Below are 16,777 nucleotides of genomic sequence, written 5' to 3'. Positions count from 1 at the left end.
CTAGTCGTTTATATTGACGTCCAGTTTTTCCAGGTTTATGCGCGCTGTCTCGGCGGCGGCACTGTACGGCGAGAGATTGAGGACCTTAAGCCAATCTGCCCGCGCCAGATTGTCCTTGCCGCTCAGTCGAAAAAGAATACCACGTTCCACAAGACCCGCCAGTAAGTCGGGCGTCAGGGACAAGGCAAGGTCGATATCTTCCATGGCCCGCTCGTTATTCCCCAACTGCCGCCATGCAGCGCCGCGAAAGACAAGGGCATCGGATCTTGTTGGATCGATTTTCAATGCATAATCCAGATCATCAAACGCCGCATTGAAATCGTTGGTTTGTGCATAAATACGGGCGCGATCAATGCGCAACTCTATATTCTTGGGCTCAAACTCGAGCGCAGCACTTGCAACAGCCAGGGCACGAGGATATTTTTCCGCAAGCAGCCAGGCGTTGGCAGCCTGTCCCAAAACGGCAACCACTAGAGGTGAGCCGGAGTCACGTAAATCCTCCGCCAGTTCTTCAAGGAGAGGAGCTGCAATTCGGTATTTTTTCATCTCCATCAGAGCGAGAGCAGCGCAATGTCGCGCGGGAAATCCGCCGCCTTTGTCCCGCCAGGCCAGAGCGGATTCAAAGGCCATTTCCGGCTCCCGCGCTATTAGCGTTAAACAGGACTTATATTCAGCCTGTTCATCCCGCTCTTGTGCATTACCATGGGTGATATCGCTTGCCGCCAAGATGATTGACAAAAGGCAAATGTAGTATATCCGGCTCATTGCTTTAAAATTAGACATCCTTGGGTCATATAGCCATTTAATCATGGCATCAATAGGATGAAGAGGGGCAACAAACTTTTCAATATGGCCCTGCCTTAGTTTGGACGAGATTGGGACATAGATGCGAAGGCTATGTCCAATAAATAGACGGAGACCGATAATGAATAGATTTGTTATAGCGAGCATTGCCTTTCTGAGCCTCATACCCCTTGCCTCGGCAGAGACGATGCGACAGCAATATCCGGTTCAGGATCAAGTGATGGTTAATCTGACGACAGAAGGCTGGGTAAAGACGGACACGGCACGGGTCTCCGTATATGTCGACCTTGTCCAGCAGGAAGAAACGGCGGATGCCCTGAAAACAAAAATTAATGCCTCCCTCGAGGCATTGGCAAAGGGAGTTGATTGGCGGATCACGTCCTCCAGCCAAAGGCTGGATCAAACGGGGCTGAACAGATGGTATGTGACCGCAGAAGCCCGAATTCAGGAGAAAAACATCGCAGGCTTGCAAGATCGGGCAAAAGAGGCGAGCAATCCCGGGTACAAAGTCGGTATTTCAAATGTTGATTTTACGCCCTCTCTGGCCGAATTTGAAACCCTGCGGTCGCAGTTGCGGGCGGAAGTCTATGCCTTGGCCGTGGCGGAAGCGGCGCGCCTGAATACAGCCATGCCGGGCCAGGACTATCATGTCCGAACGGTTGATTTTGTCCAACAGCGTCCCGTTATGCACATGGAAAACGCGCGCGCACAAACCATGATGGTAAAATCTGCGGCGGATGGTGGCGGCGCTGGCGCCAGCGCTCAATTGCTGGTATCTGTGAAGCAGACGGTCTCGGCTCATGTTGTTCTGGGACGAACAGAGCAAGCCTTGCAAAAATAGGAATTTCATGACCCGCCGATTATTTTGTTTTGGATTAGGTTTTACCGCGCGAACATTTGCCCGTGACTATCCGGAATGGCAGATCACGGGAACAGGGCGATCGCCAACAGCGGACGGGCCACAAGACACCCTCTCAACCGTTCCATTCCGGCGCGATTGTCCGGTTGAGAATTTTACGGAGCGGGCGAAAGACGTGACGCATATCCTGTTGTCTGTCCCTCCTGACGATGCCGGTGATCCGGTTTTTGACGTGATGGCGGAACAGATCCGGGCGTTGCCGTCACTGCAATGGATTGGTTATTTGTCGACAACCGGTGTCTATGGCAATCTCGACGGGGGTTGGGTCGATGAAAGCAGTTCGTATAATCCCACAGGGCCTCGGGGTCAGCGGCGGGTGGATGCGGAAAAATCCTGGCTCCGTCAATATGATGAATTTGGCTTGCCGGTTCATATCTTTCGCTTGCCAGGTATTTACGGGCCGGGCCGCAATCAGCTCGTCTCCTTGAAAAAGGGCAAGGCACGGCGTATTTCCAAGCCCGGACAGGTATTTTCACGCATTCATGTGTCTGACTTGGTTGCGATTTTGTCAGCCTCCATGAATAAGCCTTGTCCCGGCAGTATTTACAATATTGCCGACGATGCCCCAACCCCGCCGGAGGAAGTGGTGGCCTATGCGGCAGAGCTTCTTGGTGTTGCGCCCCCACCGTTACAGGACTTCGAGACCGCCGACCTCAGCCCGATGGCCCGAAGCTTTTATGCGGACAGTAAGCGGGTGAGTAACGCGAAGATAAAATCAGAGCTTGGGATTCAACTTAAATACCCTACATACAGAGAAGGGCTGACCGCTTTGCTTTAGCGTGAAATGCGTATATAACAAGGCAGATAGTGACAGATTTCGTATGAACGGACCCTAAGTAGAATGCCGAGAACCAAATGCTTTAATCGTGACGATGCCTTGGAGAAAGCCATGCAGGCTTTCTGGATGAAGGGCTATGAAGCCACGTCGGTTCAAGAGCTTGTCGATTGCATGGGGATCAATCGCGGCAGCCTTTACGATACATTCGGCGACAAGCATAGTTTGTTCTTGGAAGCCCTGGATCAATATAGCTCGAACTCCCAACTGCGCCTGGAAAGCTTTCGCAAAGAGGGCGATCCTCGTGAAATACTGACAAAGTTCCTGTATCTATTTATGCAGAAGCAGGTGTCGGATCCGGCGCGTCGTGGTTGCTTTATGACCAATTCGGCGGTTGAACGCTCCTCGCGGGATGATGAATGCGCAGAGCGAATTCGTGTCTTCTTTGAGGAAATGGAAGTTGGCCTGACAGACCTGATTGCCCGCGGTCAAAAATCAGGAACGTTTAAGTCCACACGCAGTGCGGAAAGTCTCGCGTCCTTCTTTATTGGTGTCATGCAGGGCATCCGGGTCATTGGCAAAGTCAACCCCGATGAGGCTGTGCTCCGGCCCATGGTTGACGTTGCCCTGACCGTTCTGAACGCCGAATGAGCGAAGAAGGCTTTGGCCTCCATCTGTGGGGTGCCGCGTTTCAAGCCTGCTCTTTCTTATGCTTGATGGCAATTCCATGGACAGATGGGAAAGCAAGGCTTTTCGTTTCCATTGTCGCCGCGGCCGGGTTTCTGTCTATTCTCGGCTTTCAGTTTTATATCGGATATGCGGAACAGGATTTTGGTCTCGCCTTTGACTTGATGATGGTGACAGTTGCCAGCATTATTCTTTATTTCCTCGGAAGCTGGTTGGTGGAACGGCTTTTCCGTCTGTATCTGCTGAGCCGCCGCCGCAAAGGACCCCCACCGCCGAACTCATGACCCTGAGATAATATGCTGGATCAATGCTTTTGATTCTGGCTCATCCCATTCTGCCGGGCCAATTAAACGGCCGACTTCCTTGCCATCGCGGGTGAGCAGGATTGTGGCCGGAAGGCCGAAGACACCAGCTGCCCGACCGGATTTTACGGTTTTATCATTGAGCGGGGCCAGATGCTCCAGGCCCAGGCGTTCGAAAAAGCTCGTCACTTTTTTCATGCCCTGCAGGTCCTGACCGACGGCAAGTACCTGGAAATCATCGCCGCCCATTTCCGCCTGCAAGCGGTCCAAACCGGGCATTTCCTTGCGACAAGGGGCGCACCAGGTTGCCCAGAAATTGAGCAGAATAACCTTGCCCCGATAGTCCGAGAGCTTCTCTTCTTCACCGGCAGCATTGGTAAAACTGAAGTCCTTGAACGGCCGTGGTTCATCATAAGGGGCGAAATTCTTCATCTCGCCGGTTAAAAAGTCCGAAAGATTTTCAGAGAAAGCGGTTGATGTCCCTGCCCCAAGGCTAGTAAATGTAAGCAAGATCAGAAAGCTGAAGAATTTAAGATGTCTGGTCATAAGGTTAAATACAGTCCAATTGTTACAAAGTGAGCCCAACGATGAGCGCAAACGAGCTTTGGGGTGGCAGATTTGCCAAAGGCCCCGCTGAAATTATGGAACGGATCAATGCCTCCATTGATTTTGACCGTCGGCTCTATGCCCAAGATATAATGGGTTCAATGGCCCATTCCAATATGTTGATTGCCCAGAATATTATATCTAAGGCGGATGGCGTTAAAATACAGGAGGGATTGCAAACAATTCTTCGTGAGATTGAGGCCGGCAATTTTAAAACCGACCCGGCATTGGAAGACATCCATATGCATGTGGAGGCGCGGTTGCGCGACTTGATCGGCGATGCCGCCGGCCGCTTGCATACGGCCCGGTCACGGAATGATCAGGTTGCCACGGATTTCCGGCTTTGGGTTCGTGATACCATGGATCATCTTGAAGGTGAGCTGCGGGACTTGCAGGAGGCCCTGCTGGACCAGGCGGCGGCTGAGGCTGATACGGTGATGCCCGGCTTTACCCATTTGCAGGCGGCACAGCCTGTGACTTTTGGCCATCATATGCTGGCTTATGTCGAGATGTTCGGTCGCGACCGGAGCCGCCTTGCGGATGCCCGGTCCCGGATGAATGAAAGTCCATTGGGGTCCGCAGCGCTGGCGGGGACATCCTTTCCCATTGACCGGGAGATGACGGCCGGGGAACTTGGCTTTGACCGGCCGACGGCCAATTCACTGGATGGTGTTGCAGATCGTGATTTTGCACTGGAATTTCTGGGCTTTGCCTCCATATGCTCCATGCATCTTTCCCGCCTGGCAGAGGAAATTGTTATCTGGTCCAGTGCCCAGTTTCGCTTTGTTGAATGCTCCGACAGCTTTTCCACCGGCTCCTCGATCATGCCGCAAAAGAAAAATCCCGATGCTGCCGAATTGATCCGGGGCAAGGCCGGGCGGAGTGCCGGAGCCTTTACCAGCCTTCTGATGATGATGAAAGGGCTGCCAATGACCTATGGCAAGGATATGCAGGAAGATAAGGAGCCGGTCTTCGATGCGGCCGACAATCTGCAGCTTTGCCTTGCCGCCATGAGCGGAATGATCCGCGATATCAAGGTCAATGGTGAGGTGATGACAGCTGCCTCCGGCGCCGGATTTACAACAGCAACGGATCTTGCCGACTGGCTGGTTCAGCAGCTGGATATGCCCTTTCGAAATGCCCATCATGTGACCGGGGCGTTGGTCAAGCTGGCCGAGGATAACGGTTGCGGGCTGGAAGATTTGAGCCTGGCACAAATGCAGACCATTGAGCCAACAATCACCGATGGTGTATTTGCCGTATTGGGTGTGCAGAATTCCGTTGCCAGCCGGATGAGCTATGGTGGGACAGCGCCAATGCGGGTCCGCGAACAAATTGCTGCCTGGAAAGATAAACTGGCGAACGGGACGAAATCATGAAACGCGTCATTACCACATTGCTTGTCTTGTTGTTTGTCGGGAGCGTCGTCAGCGCGTGCGGGATTAAAAATCCGCCGAAATATGTCCCCGATAGCGAGAAAACCGAAAAAAGTAAAAGTTAAGGGCAGCGCCCGGAATCGTTGTGAATAATGGATCATTTTAGTTACAAAAACGGCGAATTATACGCCGAGGATGTTGCCCTTCGTGCGATTGCCGAAAAGGTGGGAACGCCTTTTTATTGTTATTCTTCTGCCACATTGGAACGCCATTATAAGGTTTTCTCAGGGGCATTTGATGGTGTGAACTCCTTGGTCTGTTATGCCTTGAAGGCAAACTCCAATCTGGCGGTTATCCGGACATTGGCGGAGCTTGGCTCCGGCGCGGATGTGGTGTCCGAAGGTGAATTGCGCCGGGCCTTGGAAGCCGGCATCCCGGCTGAGAAAATTGTCTTCTCCGGCGTTGGCAAAACACCGTCTGAAATGCGCTATGCCCTGGAGGTGGGTATTCATCAGTTTAATGTTGAATCCGAGCCTGAAGTCAGGATGCTGAGTGAGGTGGCCCAGTCCATGGGTAAAACGGCGCCCATCACTTTTCGGGTGAACCCGGATGTGGACGCGAAAACCCATGCGAAGATTTCCACAGGCAAGGCGGAGAACAAATTCGGGGTTCCCTGGCAGGACGTGTCGCGTATTTACCGGGAAGCGGCGGCGTTGCCGGGCATCGAGATCGTTGGGGTTGATGTTCATATTGGATCGCAGCTAACCGATCTTGAGCCCTACAAGAACGCCTTTAACCGGGTCCGTGAGCTGGTCCAGCAATTGCGCGCAGAAGGGCATGATATCAGCCGGGTCGATTTAGGCGGCGGTCTGGGCATCCCGTATGATGCGGATATACCGCCTGAACCGGCGGCTTATGCCACTGTTGCGCTGGAGGCCATCGGCAATCTTGGCTGTCAGGTGATTTTTGAGCCCGGCCGCCTGATTGTCGGCAATGCCGGGGTTCTGGTGTCTGAGGTGATTTACGTAAAACAGGCCACAGAGCGCAAATTTGTTATTCTCGATGCGGCCATGAACGATCTGATCCGCCCGGCCATGTATGATGGATATCATCAGATTGATCCCCTCCGGGAGGATCAGAAAAAGGCTGACTATGCCCCGGCTGATGTGGTCGGCCCTGTGTGCGAAAGCGGCGACACATTTGCCCGGCAGAGAGACATGCCCTATCTAGAAGATGGGGATCTCGTCGCCTTTCGAAGTGCTGGTGCCTATGGTGCGGTGATGGCCTCGACCTATAATACACGGCCGCTGGTCCCCGAAGTGCTGGTGAAAGGGGATCAATATGCGGTGATCCGGGCCCGGCCGAGCTTAGATGAGATATTGAAACTTGATATTATGCCATCTTGGCAGCAGAGCTGAAAAGAGGATGAATGCGGCGGCGGACTGATAGGGATGAAGGGGGATACGGTTTAGCCTTTGAGACGCGGGTTCTGGCGGCACGCCTTAATCTGCTCGTTGAGGGTATCTGGCGGCATGGCCGTATATTCTTTTGCCTTGCCGGTTTGCTGATCGCCTTGTCGCTGCTGGATCTTTGGTCCTTTACCGGCGATTTCTTGCATGTCTTGGCGCTGTGCCTGTTTGTTGGCGCTGCCGGCTATAGTCTGTATAGTGCGATCCGGTCCTTTGTCCTACCGACACGCCCGCGGGCGCTCGCCTATCTGGAGCGGCGTAATCACCTCAGACACCGGCCATTGCAATCTCTCGGCGATACGTCGGCGGCGGAGAATTTCAACAATACGGCGTCCAGCCGGATGTGGCGGATCCATCAAAAGACCCTTCGCAAAAGCGTTAGAGGCGTTCGCGCTGGGTTTCCCAAGCTGGATATGGGGCTTGAAGATACCTATGGCATCCGGGCGCTGGTGATCCTGCTGGTCTTTCTGGCATTTGTTGTTGCCGGACCTCTGGCCGCAGATCGATTGGTCGCGGGCTTTACCCCGTCGCTCGGCACACCGACACCCAAGGTCGAGGTGACCGCCTGGATCACTCCGCCCCATTATACAGGGCAGGCGCCGATCCTTTTGAAAGTTGATGAAACCACCCTTGATGAGGGTCCGGCTTTGTCCTATGTGGTGCCAACCGGCAGTACTTTTGTCGCCCGGGTATTTGGCGGAAAAGAGGGGACGCCGAGCCTGGTGCAGGGAACGGAACGGCAGGACTTTGACAGGCTTGATTCCCGCAATTTCGAGTTTGAAACGACTTTTACGACAACGGGCGAGCTGAAAATTGAAAAGGACGGGGATATCGCAGCGCGATGGGACCTGAACGTTATTGAAGATGAGCTGCCAACCATATCCCTGCTGGTGCCGCCACAGGTAACCGAGCGGTCCGCCTTTCACCTGCAGTATCGGGCGACCGATGATTATGGGATCAGCCAGATTGGTGCCGAAATCAGCCGCCGTAATTCCGATGAAAAAATTACGCTGAATTTACCGGCGCCGGGCCGCGGCACGTCGCAAGTGGTCGGCAAAAGCTATCATGACTTGACCGCTCATCCCTGGGCGGGGCTGGATGTCGAGCTTGTCCTGCTGGCCGAGGACCAGCTTGGTCAGAAAGGCCAGTCCGAGGTGACGGTCATGGTCCTGCCGGAGCGGATCTTTACCCATCCGATTGCCAAGGCGCTGATTGAGCAGCGCCGTAATCTGGTGGCCGATCCGGACCTTAACAAGCCAAATGCCATTATTGCACTTGCTGCCATCTCACTGATACCCGAAGCGCTCAATGATGATTATGTCGCCATCATGCTGCTGTCGACGGCCCAGTCCCTGTTGACCCATGGCGGTGATCAGCAGGCCATAGATGACGTGGTTGATTTGCTTTGGGATACGGCGTTACGGCTGGAAAACGGCGATCTTTCCATGGCCGAAGCGGCGCTTCGTGCGGCGGAACAGGCCTTGATGGAAGCCCTCAATAACGACGCCAGCGATGCCGAGATCAAGGCGCTGGTTGATGAGCTGCGAACGGCCATGGACAATTTCCTGGAAGCCCTGGCAGCCCAGCAACAGGATACGGCGTCGCAATCACCGGCCGATCCAAACAGCGATCAACGGACCGTCAATCGCGACGGCCTGCAGAATTTGCTGGATAAAATCGACCAGTTTGCCCGCAACGGGGCCCGGGACGCGGCCCGGCAATTGCTCAGCGAGTTGCAGGATATCATGGAGAATTTGCAAAACGCGCAACGGGGCCAGCCGTCACAAAGCCAGCAAGCCCAGCAGCAGATGCTCAATGAGCTCGGTGATTTGATGCGCCGGCAGCAGGAACTGCTCGATGAAACCTTCCGCCAGTCGCAGGAGCAGCAAAACGGCCAGCAACAGCAAGATGGCCAACAACAGCAATCCCAGAACCCCGGCCAATCGGGTGGACAGGGTAAAAACGGACTGGAGGGATTGGCCACGGGCCAGGAAGCCCTGCGTCAGATGCTGGGTGATTTGATGGGCCGCCTTGGGGAGAAAGGCGAAATCCCGCAAAGCCTTGGCCGGGCGGAGCGATCCATGAATGAGGCCCGTAAATCACTGGAACAGGGGCAGGGCAAGGGCGCCCAGCAATCCGAAGGCGAGGCGCTGGAGAATATGCGACAAGGCGCCGAAGCCATGGCCCAGCAAATGATGGAAAACGGTCAGGGGCAAGGCGGGCCTTCCACGGGTATGCAGCAGGGACAGGGCCGGGACCCGCTCGGCCGGCAGCCCGGGCAGCAGGAGGGTAGTCAGGGGCGCGGCATGGATACCGGCGCGCTGGAAGGCGCAACCGATGCCTTCAACAAGACCCGCTCCATTCGCAGTGAAGTACAGCGGCGCCTGTCCGATCCGTCACGCGGTGTGCTGGAGCGGGAGTATCTGAAGCGCCTGCTCGATTTTTTTTAAGATTTTCCGGAACAGTATTGAATTATGACATCTGACCATCCGTTCGCCGAGTATGTGCGCATTCTGGGCAAGGGCCCGAAAATGTGGCGGCATTTAACCTTTGAGGAAGCCCGGGCCGCCATGGGCATGATTTTGGACGGTCAGGCTGATCCGTTGCAAATCGGCGCTTTTTTATTGTTGCTGAGGCGCACCGGGGAAACCGGGGAGGAACTGGCCGGCATGGTTGCCGCCGCCCGCGACTGCTTTCTTGATCCGGGGGTCACCGCCGAAATTGAACTGGACTGGCCGTCCTATGCCGATCGTCACAGGCAGCAGCCCTGGTTTATTCTGGCGGCGCGCCTGCTGGCCGATCAGGGTGTCAGGATCCTGATGCATGGGATCGCCGGGTATGAGGACGGTTATGCGCCGACACGGCCCGGACTGTCCGTCTTCAACATTCCGCAAGCCACCAGCTTGGCCTCAGCGGCGGCGGCGTTCGGATCGGATAATCTGGTCTATGTGGGGCTGGAAAATTTTTGCCCGGCCCTGCAGTCCCTGTTCGAGCTGCGCCCCCTGCTCGGTGTGCGCACGGCGGTGAATACCTTTGGCCGCGACCTCAACCCGTTCCGCGCCCCCCATCAAATGCAGGGCGTATTCCATCCGCCTTACAAGCCGCTGCATCTGGACACCGTCCGGCATCTCGCGCAGCAGAACAGCATGATTTTCAAGGGCGGCGGCGGTGAAGTGCAGCGCAATCCCATGAAGCCGGTGCTGGTCGACGCGCTGGTGGCAGGCGAGGCTGTGGTGCAGGAATGGCCGGCAATGACCGGGCAATCGGTGTATAAATGGCGGGAAGAAAATCTCGATCCGGCAGAGTTGTTGCGGATGTGGCAGGGCGAGCTGGACTTACCCGTGCCGGAACTGGCCATCATCGGTACGGTCGCCTTTGCCCTGAAACAACTGGAACCCGCGCTGACCATTGACGCGGCGGAAAAACAAGCCCGGCATTTGTGGCAGGCGCGGGACAAACAACGGTTTTAGGTGGCAGCGGTTTTAGGTGGCAGCGGTATTAGGAAAAGGTATCCTGCTAGCTACAACAGGAATCACCCTCCTGTATGGGCGGGCAGGCGACCGTGCCGTAGGAACAATAGACGCAGCAGTCGCCGGCCAGCGGTTTCAGAACGACGCCGCATCCTTTGCAATCATAAAACCACTGACAGGCATCGGTGGGCATGGTTTCACTTTCCGAATGGCCGCATTCCGGGCAGGTCAGGGTCGAGACGGGGATGATCTCTACTGGGGTGTCTGGCGTCGTCTTTTCCATAATGCATATCCTGTAATCGCCACAAATACGGCCAGCCCAGGCAAGAGGATGTAATCCAGCAGGCCAACAAGCGCTGACAATCCGACAGCCCCCAAGAGGATCACCAGCACAGGTGTGAAACAGCAAAGGGCGGTGATCACCGTTCCGGCAAGGCCAATATTGAAGAGCTTTTTATTCGTCATGTCCTCATGTTACAATCTGTAGTCACTACAGATACAAGCATTAATTTAAGGAATTATTCCCATGAAAGCTTTGGGGATCGGGGCCCTCTCCCATCTCACCGGATGCAATATCGAAACCATCCGCTATTACGAGAAAATCGGACTTATGACCCGGACCGGCAGGACGGCGGGGGGTCATCGGCAATATGGGACCGAACAGGTAAAGCGTTTGTTCCTGATTGTCCGGTGCCGTCAATTGGGCTTTTCCATTGACGAAATACGCCTCTTGCTGACCCTTGTGGATGGTGGCAACCCCAGCTGTTCAGAGGTTAAATCCGTCACGGAAGACCATTTAAGGGACGTTCGGCAGAAAATAACTGATTTGAGAAAGCTCGAACGCGTCCTTGAAAAGATGGTGGCGGAATGCCGGGGGCCCGAGGTGCCTGATTGCCCGATCATTGAAGCCCTCTATGCCACATAGGCAAACCGCTACAGGGGATCGAAAGACATGAATGATTTATACGATACAATTGGCCTGAATTACGCGCGGCTGCGGCAACCGGATGCCCGCATTTCCCGCAAGATTGACGACGCCCTGGGCGCGGCGCAAACGGTTCTGAATGTGGGCGCGGGGGCCGGGTCGTACGAGCCGGAGAACCGCCAGGTCACGGCGGTTGAACCCTCCGCCGAGATGATCGCGCAGCGCCCTTTGTCAACCGCTTCGGTGTTTCAGGCCAGTGCAGAGGACCTGCCGTTTGGCGATAATTCCTTCGATGCCGCCATGGCCGTGCTGACCATTCATCACTGGTCTGACAAGGAGAAGGGCGTCCGGGAGATGCGCCGTGTCGCCCGGGGCAGGATTGTTTTCCTGACATATGACCCGGCCTTTCGCGGCTTCTGGCTGGCCGATTACTTCCCGGCGCTGGTGACACTGGATGAGGGGCAAATGCCGCCGCTGACCGACTATGGGAACTGGCTGGACAATGTGACGATTACACCGATGCCCATTCCCCATGACTGTACCGACGGTTTCCTGGCAGGCTACTGGCGGCGTCCGGCGGCGTATCTGGAGGAGCGGGTGCGGGCCGCCATGTCTTCTTTCTGGGCCATAGGCGACGTATCGGACGGCTTGAACAGGCTTGAAAAAGACCTGAAAAGCGGCGCCTGGGAAGAACGATACGCCAGCCTGATCCCTCTTGACGCGCTTGATTGCGGCTATCGCCTGATCACGGCTGACGAGACTGTTCGGCCTCAGTCTTTCTGATCGGTGAAATAATCCGGTCGCCAGGACAGACCGCCGAAGATAATCTTAAGCCTGTCCCGCGCAGTTCGGCATTTCCGTATGTCGCGCCATATGTCGCCAAACTCTGTGAAGATAATCCTGACCGGGTTATTGGTTCTGATATTGCGGGTCAGGCCGTACACGACCTTTTCATCCTCCCGTTCGAACGTGCCGAACATCCTGTCCCAGATCATCAGGATCCCGCCATAGTTTTTATCCAGATATCGGGAGTTCGAGCCATGATGAACCCGGTGGTTTGACGGCGTGTTGAACAGCGCATCCAGCCAGCCCAGCTTGCCCACACGCTCCGTATGTATCCAGTGCTGGTACTGGGCGACGAGCACAAGGGCAACGATCGCCTGAAAAGGATTGAAGCCGAGCAAAATCATCGGCACCAGAAATGCCCATTCAAAAAGCCCGTCCACAAAGCTCAGCCGAAAGCCGACGGTCAGGTTATAGTCCTGCGAACTATGATGCACGCTATGGCTCGCCCAGAGGAGGCGGATTTGATGCTCGACCCGATGCATCCAGTAATAACTCAGGTCGGCCGCCAGCAGGGCCAGGATCCAGGTCCATAGGTTCATCGGGATCTGCAGGGGTGTGAAAATGAAAAACGGCAGCAACGCCACAAACCCGAGCGAGGCGAGTGCGGTTCTTTCAATCACTTGCTGAAAAATAAAAAGGGCACAATTTGCTGCGGTATCTTTCCATCGCCGTTGTTTCTTCGTCAACAGATCAAGAGCGATTTCAATTCCCGTGAGGCAGAGATTTATGACGAACAGCATCACCACACCGATCATTATGGGGTGGGTTTCAAAAAGCGAGACCACATGTTCAATTGTCATGGGAAACCTCTGGAGTGTCGAACTTGTCCTGCTCTTGTCCCTCCGGTTTGCGCTCCGGCACAAAGCAGAAAAACCAGTACAGCCATAGAATATTGAGGAAATCACCCCAATGCCCGGCACCGGTGAAAGCCGCCCATAACACCGGCAGCTTGTACAGCCCGATAAGGCCGAGGAAACCGAGATACCAGTATTTCTGCAGTTTCATCACATTTTCCTGTCTGTTATCTATTGATGAACGAACGATTGTTCATTATATAGCTATATACAGAGCCCGGTGCAAGAGGTAGGACAAAATAATGAACACACGTAAGAAGGCAAAAGAAGAGCGGCGCGCCTTGATCGTGGAGGCGGCGGTGATCTGTTTTATCAGAAAGGGCATCCACCAGACCGGCATCCGCGACATCGCCGAACAGGCGAATGTCAGCCTTGGCAATCTATATAATCATTTTCCGGGCAAGGACGCGCTTATTGCCGAGATTGCCCGGCTGGACGGGATGGATCTTGAGCAATTTGCGACGGAACTGGATATAAGCGAAGATCCCGGAACAGCCATAGCCAGATTCGTCGATGGCTATCTTGACTATGTGTCGAGCACGGAGAATGCCGTCCTGACAATCGATATTACGGCTGAAGCCATTCGAAACCCCGCAATTGCCAAACAGTTTGACGTGAACCGCCAGCGGCTTATGGATGTCCTGTCCGCGACCATTATCCGGGGTAACTCGCAAGGGATCATGCGATCCGGACTTCATATCGAGGAAAGCGTGGACCTGATTCTGGATGCCATAGAGGGTCTGGGTATGCGTGCTGGCCTGACGGGACGAAAGCCATCCAAAAAAGCCCGCAAGACCCTGCACGACATGATCTTCAGAATGCTGTCACCCAGCCGCGACGGATAGAGGCCGGTCACATCTGTCCTTGCCCGGCTTTTTCAGTCCTGCTCCCTGTGTTAGAATTTCCATATGAGCCCGCCAAGTGACATAACTCTTCGCCCTTTTGAGAAACGCGACCTTGCGCGCCTAACACGGCTTATCCACCATGTTATCGATACCAGCTATGCCGAGGTTTATCCGCCGAGGGCGGTCGAGTTTTTCAAATCCTTCCACTCCCAACAGAAAATTCTCGATCGGTGCAGTTCCGGAACCGTGCTGGTCATGGAGGAGAACGGAACGCTTGTCGGCACGGGCAGCACCGTTGACGATACTATCTTTGCCGTCTTTGTTGATCCGGGACTACAGAAGGGGGGGCGTGGCAAGATGCTCATGACCGCCCTGGAAAACGCCGCCATTGATGCCGGTGTTACCCAATCCCGGCTCGATATTTCCCTGCCCTCCCGGCGCTTTTACGAAGGCCTCGGTTATGTGGTCACGGAGGAAATGTCCCGCGATCTCGGCGACGGACAACGGTTGGATTTCTGGAAAGCGGTCAAGAAACTATCGCCGTTGTGAGACCCATGCAAACCGATTGTGAGGGGTCCAACCCAATACCCGGGCGAACAGCTGAACAAGCCGACAGGCCGACTGTCCGGCCTCTTGTGGATTGTCTCGAATTGGCCCTTTCAAAGAGGGTATACCAGGAACCAGGCTTAACCCTTAACTGGCATTCACAGGCAATTCAGCCCATCGAATTGGCGGGTAACTGGAGGCTGGTACTGAAGGAGCTGTCAAGTTTAAACCATGGCCCTAGAAAATCGATAAAGTGCCGGACTTTATTTGGTAAATATTTACTGTGCGGGTATATCGCATATATTGCCTGATGCGATGTGGCGTAGGCTCTTAAAACTTCCTCGAGTCGGCCAGCTTTCAAATCATCACCCACGCAATATGCAGGCAGCTTGGCAATCCCGGTGCTCGCCAGAACATAGGCATGGATGGCGTTCAGGCTGTTCGCTGCAAACCCACCCGAAACCGGAATATTTTGTTGACGACCCTCAATATTCATCGGCCAATAGTTTCTATTACCCATATTTGCATCCAGAATACAGGCGTGGTTCTCCAATTCCAGCGGATGCGTTGGCGTGCCATTTTCCGCTAGATATTCTGGCGTTGCGCAAATGACATTGGAGGCTGGCAACAATCGTTTGCAGACCAAACTGGAATCGTCGAGAGCCCCATCGCGAATTGCCAGATCAATCCCCTGTGACACCAGATCCACTTGTTGATCACTAATATCCAAATCGACGCTAATTCCGGGATATTTCCGTCGAAAGGCAGCAATCGCCCGTATCAGATAGCGTTCTGCGAAGGCCGCAGGTGCCGTAAGCTTCAGGTCACCTTGTGGTTCCTTGCTGCCGGCACTTGTGACATTTTCCATTTCATCAAATGATGCGAGAACATGGCGACAGCGATCGACATACTCCTCACCAAGTTCGGTAACACTCAAAGAACGGGTGGTACGGTTTAGCAAACGCACACCAAGCCGATGTTCCAGTTCTCCGACATACTTGCTGGCCAACGCCGGCGATATCATCAGTTTCCGTGCGCCACCAACAAATGACCCGTCATTGACGACCGCCAGAAAGGTCCGCATTCCCTCAATAGTATCCATTAATTATCAATACTATGTTGATAGTATAACGTCAATAAGACCATTTATCATCAATATTGGACATAGTATTTATCCTGGACACGGCGGAACAATTCCAAGCCGATATGAATTCGAGGTAAGAGCCATGTTAGATAAAGAGATTATTTCAGGATATCACGTACATGTTTATTTTCACGACACAGAGAGTAAATTGAAGGCTATCGCGTTGAAGGAGGCGATGAGTCAAAAGTTCAAAATCAAGATCAGCCGATTGTTTGAAGAAGTAAATCTAAGTGAGACGCATCAACGACCAATGTTTGTTGCGAGTTTTCCAGCGAGTGAGTTCGCCGAGGTAATGCCATGGGTAATGCTAAATCAAAACCGCCTAAACATGATGGTACATCCCTTAACCGAGAATGATCTGGCAGATCATGGGGATTATCCCCTGTGGCTTGGAAGCGTCCTGCCCCTCAACCTGGATGGTTGGACTTGATCGATACCGTAAAAAAGGAAAAACTGGCGGGGACCGTTAAGGCGGTCTCGGTCAACTCTGGAGGCGGCATATGACACAAAAGAGAGATTGAGCGTCCTAGTTAATCACCCGCGTAAATACATATTCGGACCCTGACGACAGGCCGGGCTGGAAGCTGTAGCCTTCTTCGGAAAAATCCTTGAGGCCGTCCGGTTGGTTGGTGATCATGTCGCGCCCTGCACCGCCGCCAAAGCTTCTGCAATTCCAACCACATTTGTCCTTTAAAGTTTCAATGCCAAGCGTAAGGTGTCATTCAGTTTTGTCTGCCACTTCCCGCCATCCTCTTTAAGGCGCGCGATGACATCGGCATCAAGGCGCACCGTGACCTGTTTTTTCGGGTGAGTCAGTTTTGGACGACCGATCTTTGGTTTGGGGGCGGTCATTCCGAGCTCTTTGAAAATCTCACGTCCCGGCCGCGCATTTTTAATATCCTGCTCGGTCCATTCTGGATTGTCGTCATCCACCATAAATGGATCCACTTTCTTTTTATCTGTCATGATCCTCTACACTCCTTTTTATGTGCCCGGCGGACGCTGATGATCCGTATATTTTTACCTCTGGCTGTCCAAGTAACGGAAAATAATTTACCCTCGATACGACCGGTTGAGCGGAAACGAATTTCTCCATAATCTTTGCGATTGTCCAAAATTGTCAAGGCGGTGTCGAAATCAAATTGTTCAACAATCGAAAAATCAAAGCCGCGAACTGCTTTGTTTTGCTGGCTCTTTTTCTCATCCCAC

23 protein-coding genes are annotated in these 16,777 nt (G+C 54.0%); 14 read left to right on the top strand and 9 right to left on the bottom strand.

Annotated features, from left to right (window positions below):
- Positions 1–783 (bottom strand): tetratricopeptide repeat protein, encoded by a 783-nt coding sequence (locus NBZ79_RS18405; protein ID WP_251934119.1) that lies wholly within the window; start codon positions 781–783, stop codon positions 1–3.
- A gap of 142 nt (positions 784–925) precedes the next feature.
- On the opposite strand from NBZ79_RS18405, the gene NBZ79_RS18400 reads away from it, so the two are divergent.
- The 4 genes from NBZ79_RS18400 (at position 926) to NBZ79_RS18385 (ending at position 3,469) form a co-directional block, all read left to right on the top strand.
- Complete coding sequence (locus NBZ79_RS18400) at positions 926–1,645, top strand: SIMPL domain-containing protein (RefSeq protein WP_251934118.1); 720 nt, start codon at positions 926–928, stop codon at positions 1,643–1,645.
- Between the two features lie 7 nt (positions 1,646–1,652).
- Entirely contained in the window at positions 1,653–2,501 is an 849-nt protein-coding gene (locus NBZ79_RS18395) for an SDR family oxidoreductase (RefSeq protein ID WP_251934117.1), read from the top strand.
- A gap of 63 nt (positions 2,502–2,564) precedes the next feature.
- Entirely contained in the window at positions 2,565–3,149 is a 585-nt protein-coding gene (locus NBZ79_RS18390; protein ID WP_251934116.1) for a TetR/AcrR family transcriptional regulator, read from the top strand.
- Positions 3,146–3,469: a hypothetical protein gene (locus NBZ79_RS18385; RefSeq protein WP_251934115.1), complete on the top strand. Its 324-nt coding sequence runs from the start codon at positions 3,146–3,148 to the stop codon at positions 3,467–3,469. Before NBZ79_RS18390 ends, NBZ79_RS18385 begins: the two co-directional genes overlap by 4 nt.
- Here the strand turns inward: NBZ79_RS18385 and NBZ79_RS18380 are convergent.
- Complete coding sequence (locus NBZ79_RS18380; protein ID WP_251934114.1) at positions 3,464–4,033, bottom strand: TlpA family protein disulfide reductase; 570 nt, start codon at positions 4,031–4,033, stop codon at positions 3,464–3,466. The genes NBZ79_RS18385 and NBZ79_RS18380 overlap by 6 nt on opposite strands.
- Positions 4,034–4,074: 41 nt before the next feature.
- On the opposite strand from NBZ79_RS18380, the gene argH reads away from it, so the two are divergent.
- The 5 genes from argH to NBZ79_RS18360 are packed head-to-tail and all read left to right on the top strand — an operon-like array spanning position 4,075 to position 10,408.
- Positions 4,075–5,472 (top strand): argininosuccinate lyase, encoded by a 1,398-nt coding sequence (argH, locus tag NBZ79_RS18375; RefSeq protein WP_251934113.1) that lies wholly within the window; start codon positions 4,075–4,077, stop codon positions 5,470–5,472.
- On the top strand, positions 5,469–5,594 hold the full coding sequence (locus NBZ79_RS19580) for a lipoprotein (RefSeq protein ID WP_256470248.1): 126 nt from the start codon (positions 5,469–5,471) through the stop codon (positions 5,592–5,594). The genes argH and NBZ79_RS19580 overlap by 4 nt, the downstream gene beginning before the upstream one ends.
- A 27-nt stretch (positions 5,595–5,621) precedes the next feature.
- Positions 5,622–6,887: a diaminopimelate decarboxylase gene (lysA, locus tag NBZ79_RS18370; RefSeq protein ID WP_251934112.1), complete on the top strand. Its 1,266-nt coding sequence runs from the start codon at positions 5,622–5,624 to the stop codon at positions 6,885–6,887.
- Positions 6,888–6,898: 11 nt separating this feature from the next.
- Positions 6,899–9,388, top strand: coding sequence for a TIGR02302 family protein (locus NBZ79_RS18365; protein WP_251934111.1), 2,490 nt, complete (start codon positions 6,899–6,901; stop codon positions 9,386–9,388).
- Positions 9,389–9,412: 24 nt separating this feature from the next.
- Positions 9,413–10,408 (top strand): glycosyl transferase family protein, encoded by a 996-nt coding sequence (locus tag NBZ79_RS18360; protein ID WP_251934110.1) that lies wholly within the window; start codon positions 9,413–9,415, stop codon positions 10,406–10,408.
- Between the two features lie 46 nt (positions 10,409–10,454).
- Here the strand turns inward: NBZ79_RS18360 and NBZ79_RS18355 are convergent, their stop codons facing one another.
- Together NBZ79_RS18355 and merF are read right to left on the bottom strand one after the other, a co-directional pair.
- Entirely contained in the window at positions 10,455–10,691 is a 237-nt protein-coding gene (locus NBZ79_RS18355) for a GDCCVxC domain-containing (seleno)protein (RefSeq protein ID WP_251934109.1), read from the bottom strand.
- Positions 10,661–10,873, bottom strand: coding sequence for a mercury resistance system transport protein MerF (gene merF / locus NBZ79_RS18350; protein ID WP_251934108.1), 213 nt, complete (start codon positions 10,871–10,873; stop codon positions 10,661–10,663). The genes NBZ79_RS18355 and merF overlap by 31 nt, the downstream gene beginning before the upstream one ends.
- A gap of 61 nt (positions 10,874–10,934) precedes the next feature.
- On the opposite strand from merF, the gene NBZ79_RS18345 reads away from it, so the two are divergent.
- Entirely contained in the window at positions 10,935–11,333 is a 399-nt protein-coding gene (locus tag NBZ79_RS18345; RefSeq protein ID WP_251934107.1) for a MerR family transcriptional regulator, read from the top strand.
- Between the two features lie 27 nt (positions 11,334–11,360).
- Positions 11,361–12,116 (top strand): class I SAM-dependent methyltransferase, encoded by a 756-nt coding sequence (locus NBZ79_RS18340; protein WP_251934106.1) that lies wholly within the window; start codon positions 11,361–11,363, stop codon positions 12,114–12,116.
- On the opposite strand, the gene NBZ79_RS18335 is transcribed toward NBZ79_RS18340, so the two are convergent.
- Both NBZ79_RS18335 and NBZ79_RS18330 read right to left on the bottom strand, forming a co-directional pair.
- On the bottom strand, positions 12,104–12,979 hold the full coding sequence (locus NBZ79_RS18335) for a sterol desaturase family protein (protein WP_251934105.1): 876 nt from the start codon (positions 12,977–12,979) through the stop codon (positions 12,104–12,106). The genes NBZ79_RS18340 and NBZ79_RS18335 overlap by 13 nt on opposite strands.
- Complete coding sequence (locus NBZ79_RS18330; RefSeq protein WP_251934104.1) at positions 12,969–13,184, bottom strand: hypothetical protein; 216 nt, start codon at positions 13,182–13,184, stop codon at positions 12,969–12,971. The genes NBZ79_RS18335 and NBZ79_RS18330 overlap by 11 nt, the downstream gene beginning before the upstream one ends.
- A gap of 91 nt (positions 13,185–13,275) precedes the next feature.
- Here NBZ79_RS18330 and NBZ79_RS18325 point away from each other — a divergent pair, with 91 nt between their 5' ends.
- Positions 13,276–13,878, top strand: coding sequence for a TetR/AcrR family transcriptional regulator (locus tag NBZ79_RS18325; protein ID WP_251934103.1), 603 nt, complete (start codon positions 13,276–13,278; stop codon positions 13,876–13,878).
- Between the two features lie 63 nt (positions 13,879–13,941).
- Positions 13,942–14,427 (top strand): GNAT family N-acetyltransferase, encoded by a 486-nt coding sequence (locus tag NBZ79_RS18320; RefSeq protein ID WP_251934102.1) that lies wholly within the window; start codon positions 13,942–13,944, stop codon positions 14,425–14,427.
- 166 nt (positions 14,428–14,593) lie between these two features.
- Here the strand turns inward: NBZ79_RS18320 and NBZ79_RS18315 are convergent, their stop codons facing one another.
- The gene (locus tag NBZ79_RS18315) at positions 14,594–15,526 is read right to left on the bottom strand and encodes a LysR family transcriptional regulator (protein WP_251934101.1); all 933 of its coding nucleotides are present in this window, start codon (positions 15,524–15,526) and stop codon (positions 14,594–14,596) included.
- Between the two features lie 124 nt (positions 15,527–15,650).
- Here NBZ79_RS18315 and NBZ79_RS18310 point away from each other — a divergent pair, with 124 nt between their 5' ends.
- Entirely contained in the window at positions 15,651–15,998 is a 348-nt protein-coding gene (locus tag NBZ79_RS18310) for a DOPA 4,5-dioxygenase family protein (RefSeq protein WP_251934100.1), read from the top strand.
- Positions 15,999–16,258: 260 nt separating this feature from the next.
- Here NBZ79_RS18310 and NBZ79_RS18305 read toward each other — a convergent pair whose 3' ends face one another.
- Positions 16,259–16,534 (bottom strand): BrnA antitoxin family protein, encoded by a 276-nt coding sequence (locus tag NBZ79_RS18305; RefSeq protein ID WP_251934099.1) that lies wholly within the window; start codon positions 16,532–16,534, stop codon positions 16,259–16,261.
- Positions 16,531–16,722 carry a BrnT family toxin gene (locus tag NBZ79_RS19740; protein WP_476749712.1) on the bottom strand — a complete coding sequence of 64 codons (192 nt, stop codon included), beginning with the start codon at positions 16,720–16,722 and terminating at the stop codon, positions 16,531–16,533. Before NBZ79_RS19740 ends, NBZ79_RS18305 begins: the two co-directional genes overlap by 4 nt.
- Positions 16,723–16,777: the final 55 nt, after the last annotated feature.

The sequence above is a fragment of the Sneathiella marina genome (genome assembly GCF_023746535.1).
GTDB lineage: Bacteria > Pseudomonadota > Alphaproteobacteria > Sneathiellales > Sneathiellaceae > Sneathiella > Sneathiella marina.
This window is presented reverse-complemented; position numbering and strand designations above follow the sequence as displayed.

Bases quoted from the DNA above. Each gene is read 5' to 3' on its own strand.
- NBZ79_RS19580 (WP_256470248.1), top strand. From the start codon at position 5,469: ATGAAACGCGTCATTACCACATTGCTTGTCTTGTTGTTTGTCGGGAGC.
- NBZ79_RS18320 (WP_251934102.1), top strand. From the start codon at position 13,942: ATGAGCCCGCCAAGTGACATAACTCTTCGCCCTTTTGAGAAACGCGAC.
- NBZ79_RS18310 (WP_251934100.1), top strand. From the start codon at position 15,651: ATGTTAGATAAAGAGATTATTTCAGGATATCACGTACATGTTTATTTT.
- NBZ79_RS18305 (WP_251934099.1), bottom strand. From the start codon at position 16,534: ATGACAGATAAAAAGAAAGTGGATCCATTTATGGTGGATGACGACAAT.
- NBZ79_RS18360 (WP_251934110.1), top strand. From the start codon at position 9,413: ATGACATCTGACCATCCGTTCGCCGAGTATGTGCGCATTCTGGGCAAG.
- NBZ79_RS18405 (WP_251934119.1), bottom strand. From the start codon at position 783: ATGTCTAATTTTAAAGCAATGAGCCGGATATACTACATTTGCCTTTTG.
- NBZ79_RS18325 (WP_251934103.1), top strand. From the start codon at position 13,276: ATGAACACACGTAAGAAGGCAAAAGAAGAGCGGCGCGCCTTGATCGTG.
- NBZ79_RS18380 (WP_251934114.1), bottom strand. From the start codon at position 4,033: ATGACCAGACATCTTAAATTCTTCAGCTTTCTGATCTTGCTTACATTT.
- NBZ79_RS18355 (WP_251934109.1), bottom strand. From the start codon at position 10,691: ATGGAAAAGACGACGCCAGACACCCCAGTAGAGATCATCCCCGTCTCG.
- NBZ79_RS18390 (WP_251934116.1), top strand. From the start codon at position 2,565: ATGCCGAGAACCAAATGCTTTAATCGTGACGATGCCTTGGAGAAAGCC.
- NBZ79_RS18340 (WP_251934106.1), top strand. From the start codon at position 11,361: ATGAATGATTTATACGATACAATTGGCCTGAATTACGCGCGGCTGCGG.
- merF (WP_251934108.1), bottom strand. From the start codon at position 10,873: ATGACGAATAAAAAGCTCTTCAATATTGGCCTTGCCGGAACGGTGATC.
- argH (WP_251934113.1), top strand. From the start codon at position 4,075: ATGAGCGCAAACGAGCTTTGGGGTGGCAGATTTGCCAAAGGCCCCGCT.
- NBZ79_RS18330 (WP_251934104.1), bottom strand. From the start codon at position 13,184: ATGAAACTGCAGAAATACTGGTATCTCGGTTTCCTCGGCCTTATCGGG.
- NBZ79_RS18345 (WP_251934107.1), top strand. From the start codon at position 10,935: ATGAAAGCTTTGGGGATCGGGGCCCTCTCCCATCTCACCGGATGCAAT.
- NBZ79_RS18315 (WP_251934101.1), bottom strand. From the start codon at position 15,526: ATGGATACTATTGAGGGAATGCGGACCTTTCTGGCGGTCGTCAATGAC.
- lysA (WP_251934112.1), top strand. From the start codon at position 5,622: ATGGATCATTTTAGTTACAAAAACGGCGAATTATACGCCGAGGATGTT.
- NBZ79_RS18385 (WP_251934115.1), top strand. From the start codon at position 3,146: ATGAGCGAAGAAGGCTTTGGCCTCCATCTGTGGGGTGCCGCGTTTCAA.
- NBZ79_RS18395 (WP_251934117.1), top strand. From the start codon at position 1,653: ATGACCCGCCGATTATTTTGTTTTGGATTAGGTTTTACCGCGCGAACA.
- NBZ79_RS18365 (WP_251934111.1), top strand. From the start codon at position 6,899: ATGCGGCGGCGGACTGATAGGGATGAAGGGGGATACGGTTTAGCCTTT.
- NBZ79_RS18335 (WP_251934105.1), bottom strand. From the start codon at position 12,979: ATGACAATTGAACATGTGGTCTCGCTTTTTGAAACCCACCCCATAATG.
- NBZ79_RS18400 (WP_251934118.1), top strand. From the start codon at position 926: ATGAATAGATTTGTTATAGCGAGCATTGCCTTTCTGAGCCTCATACCC.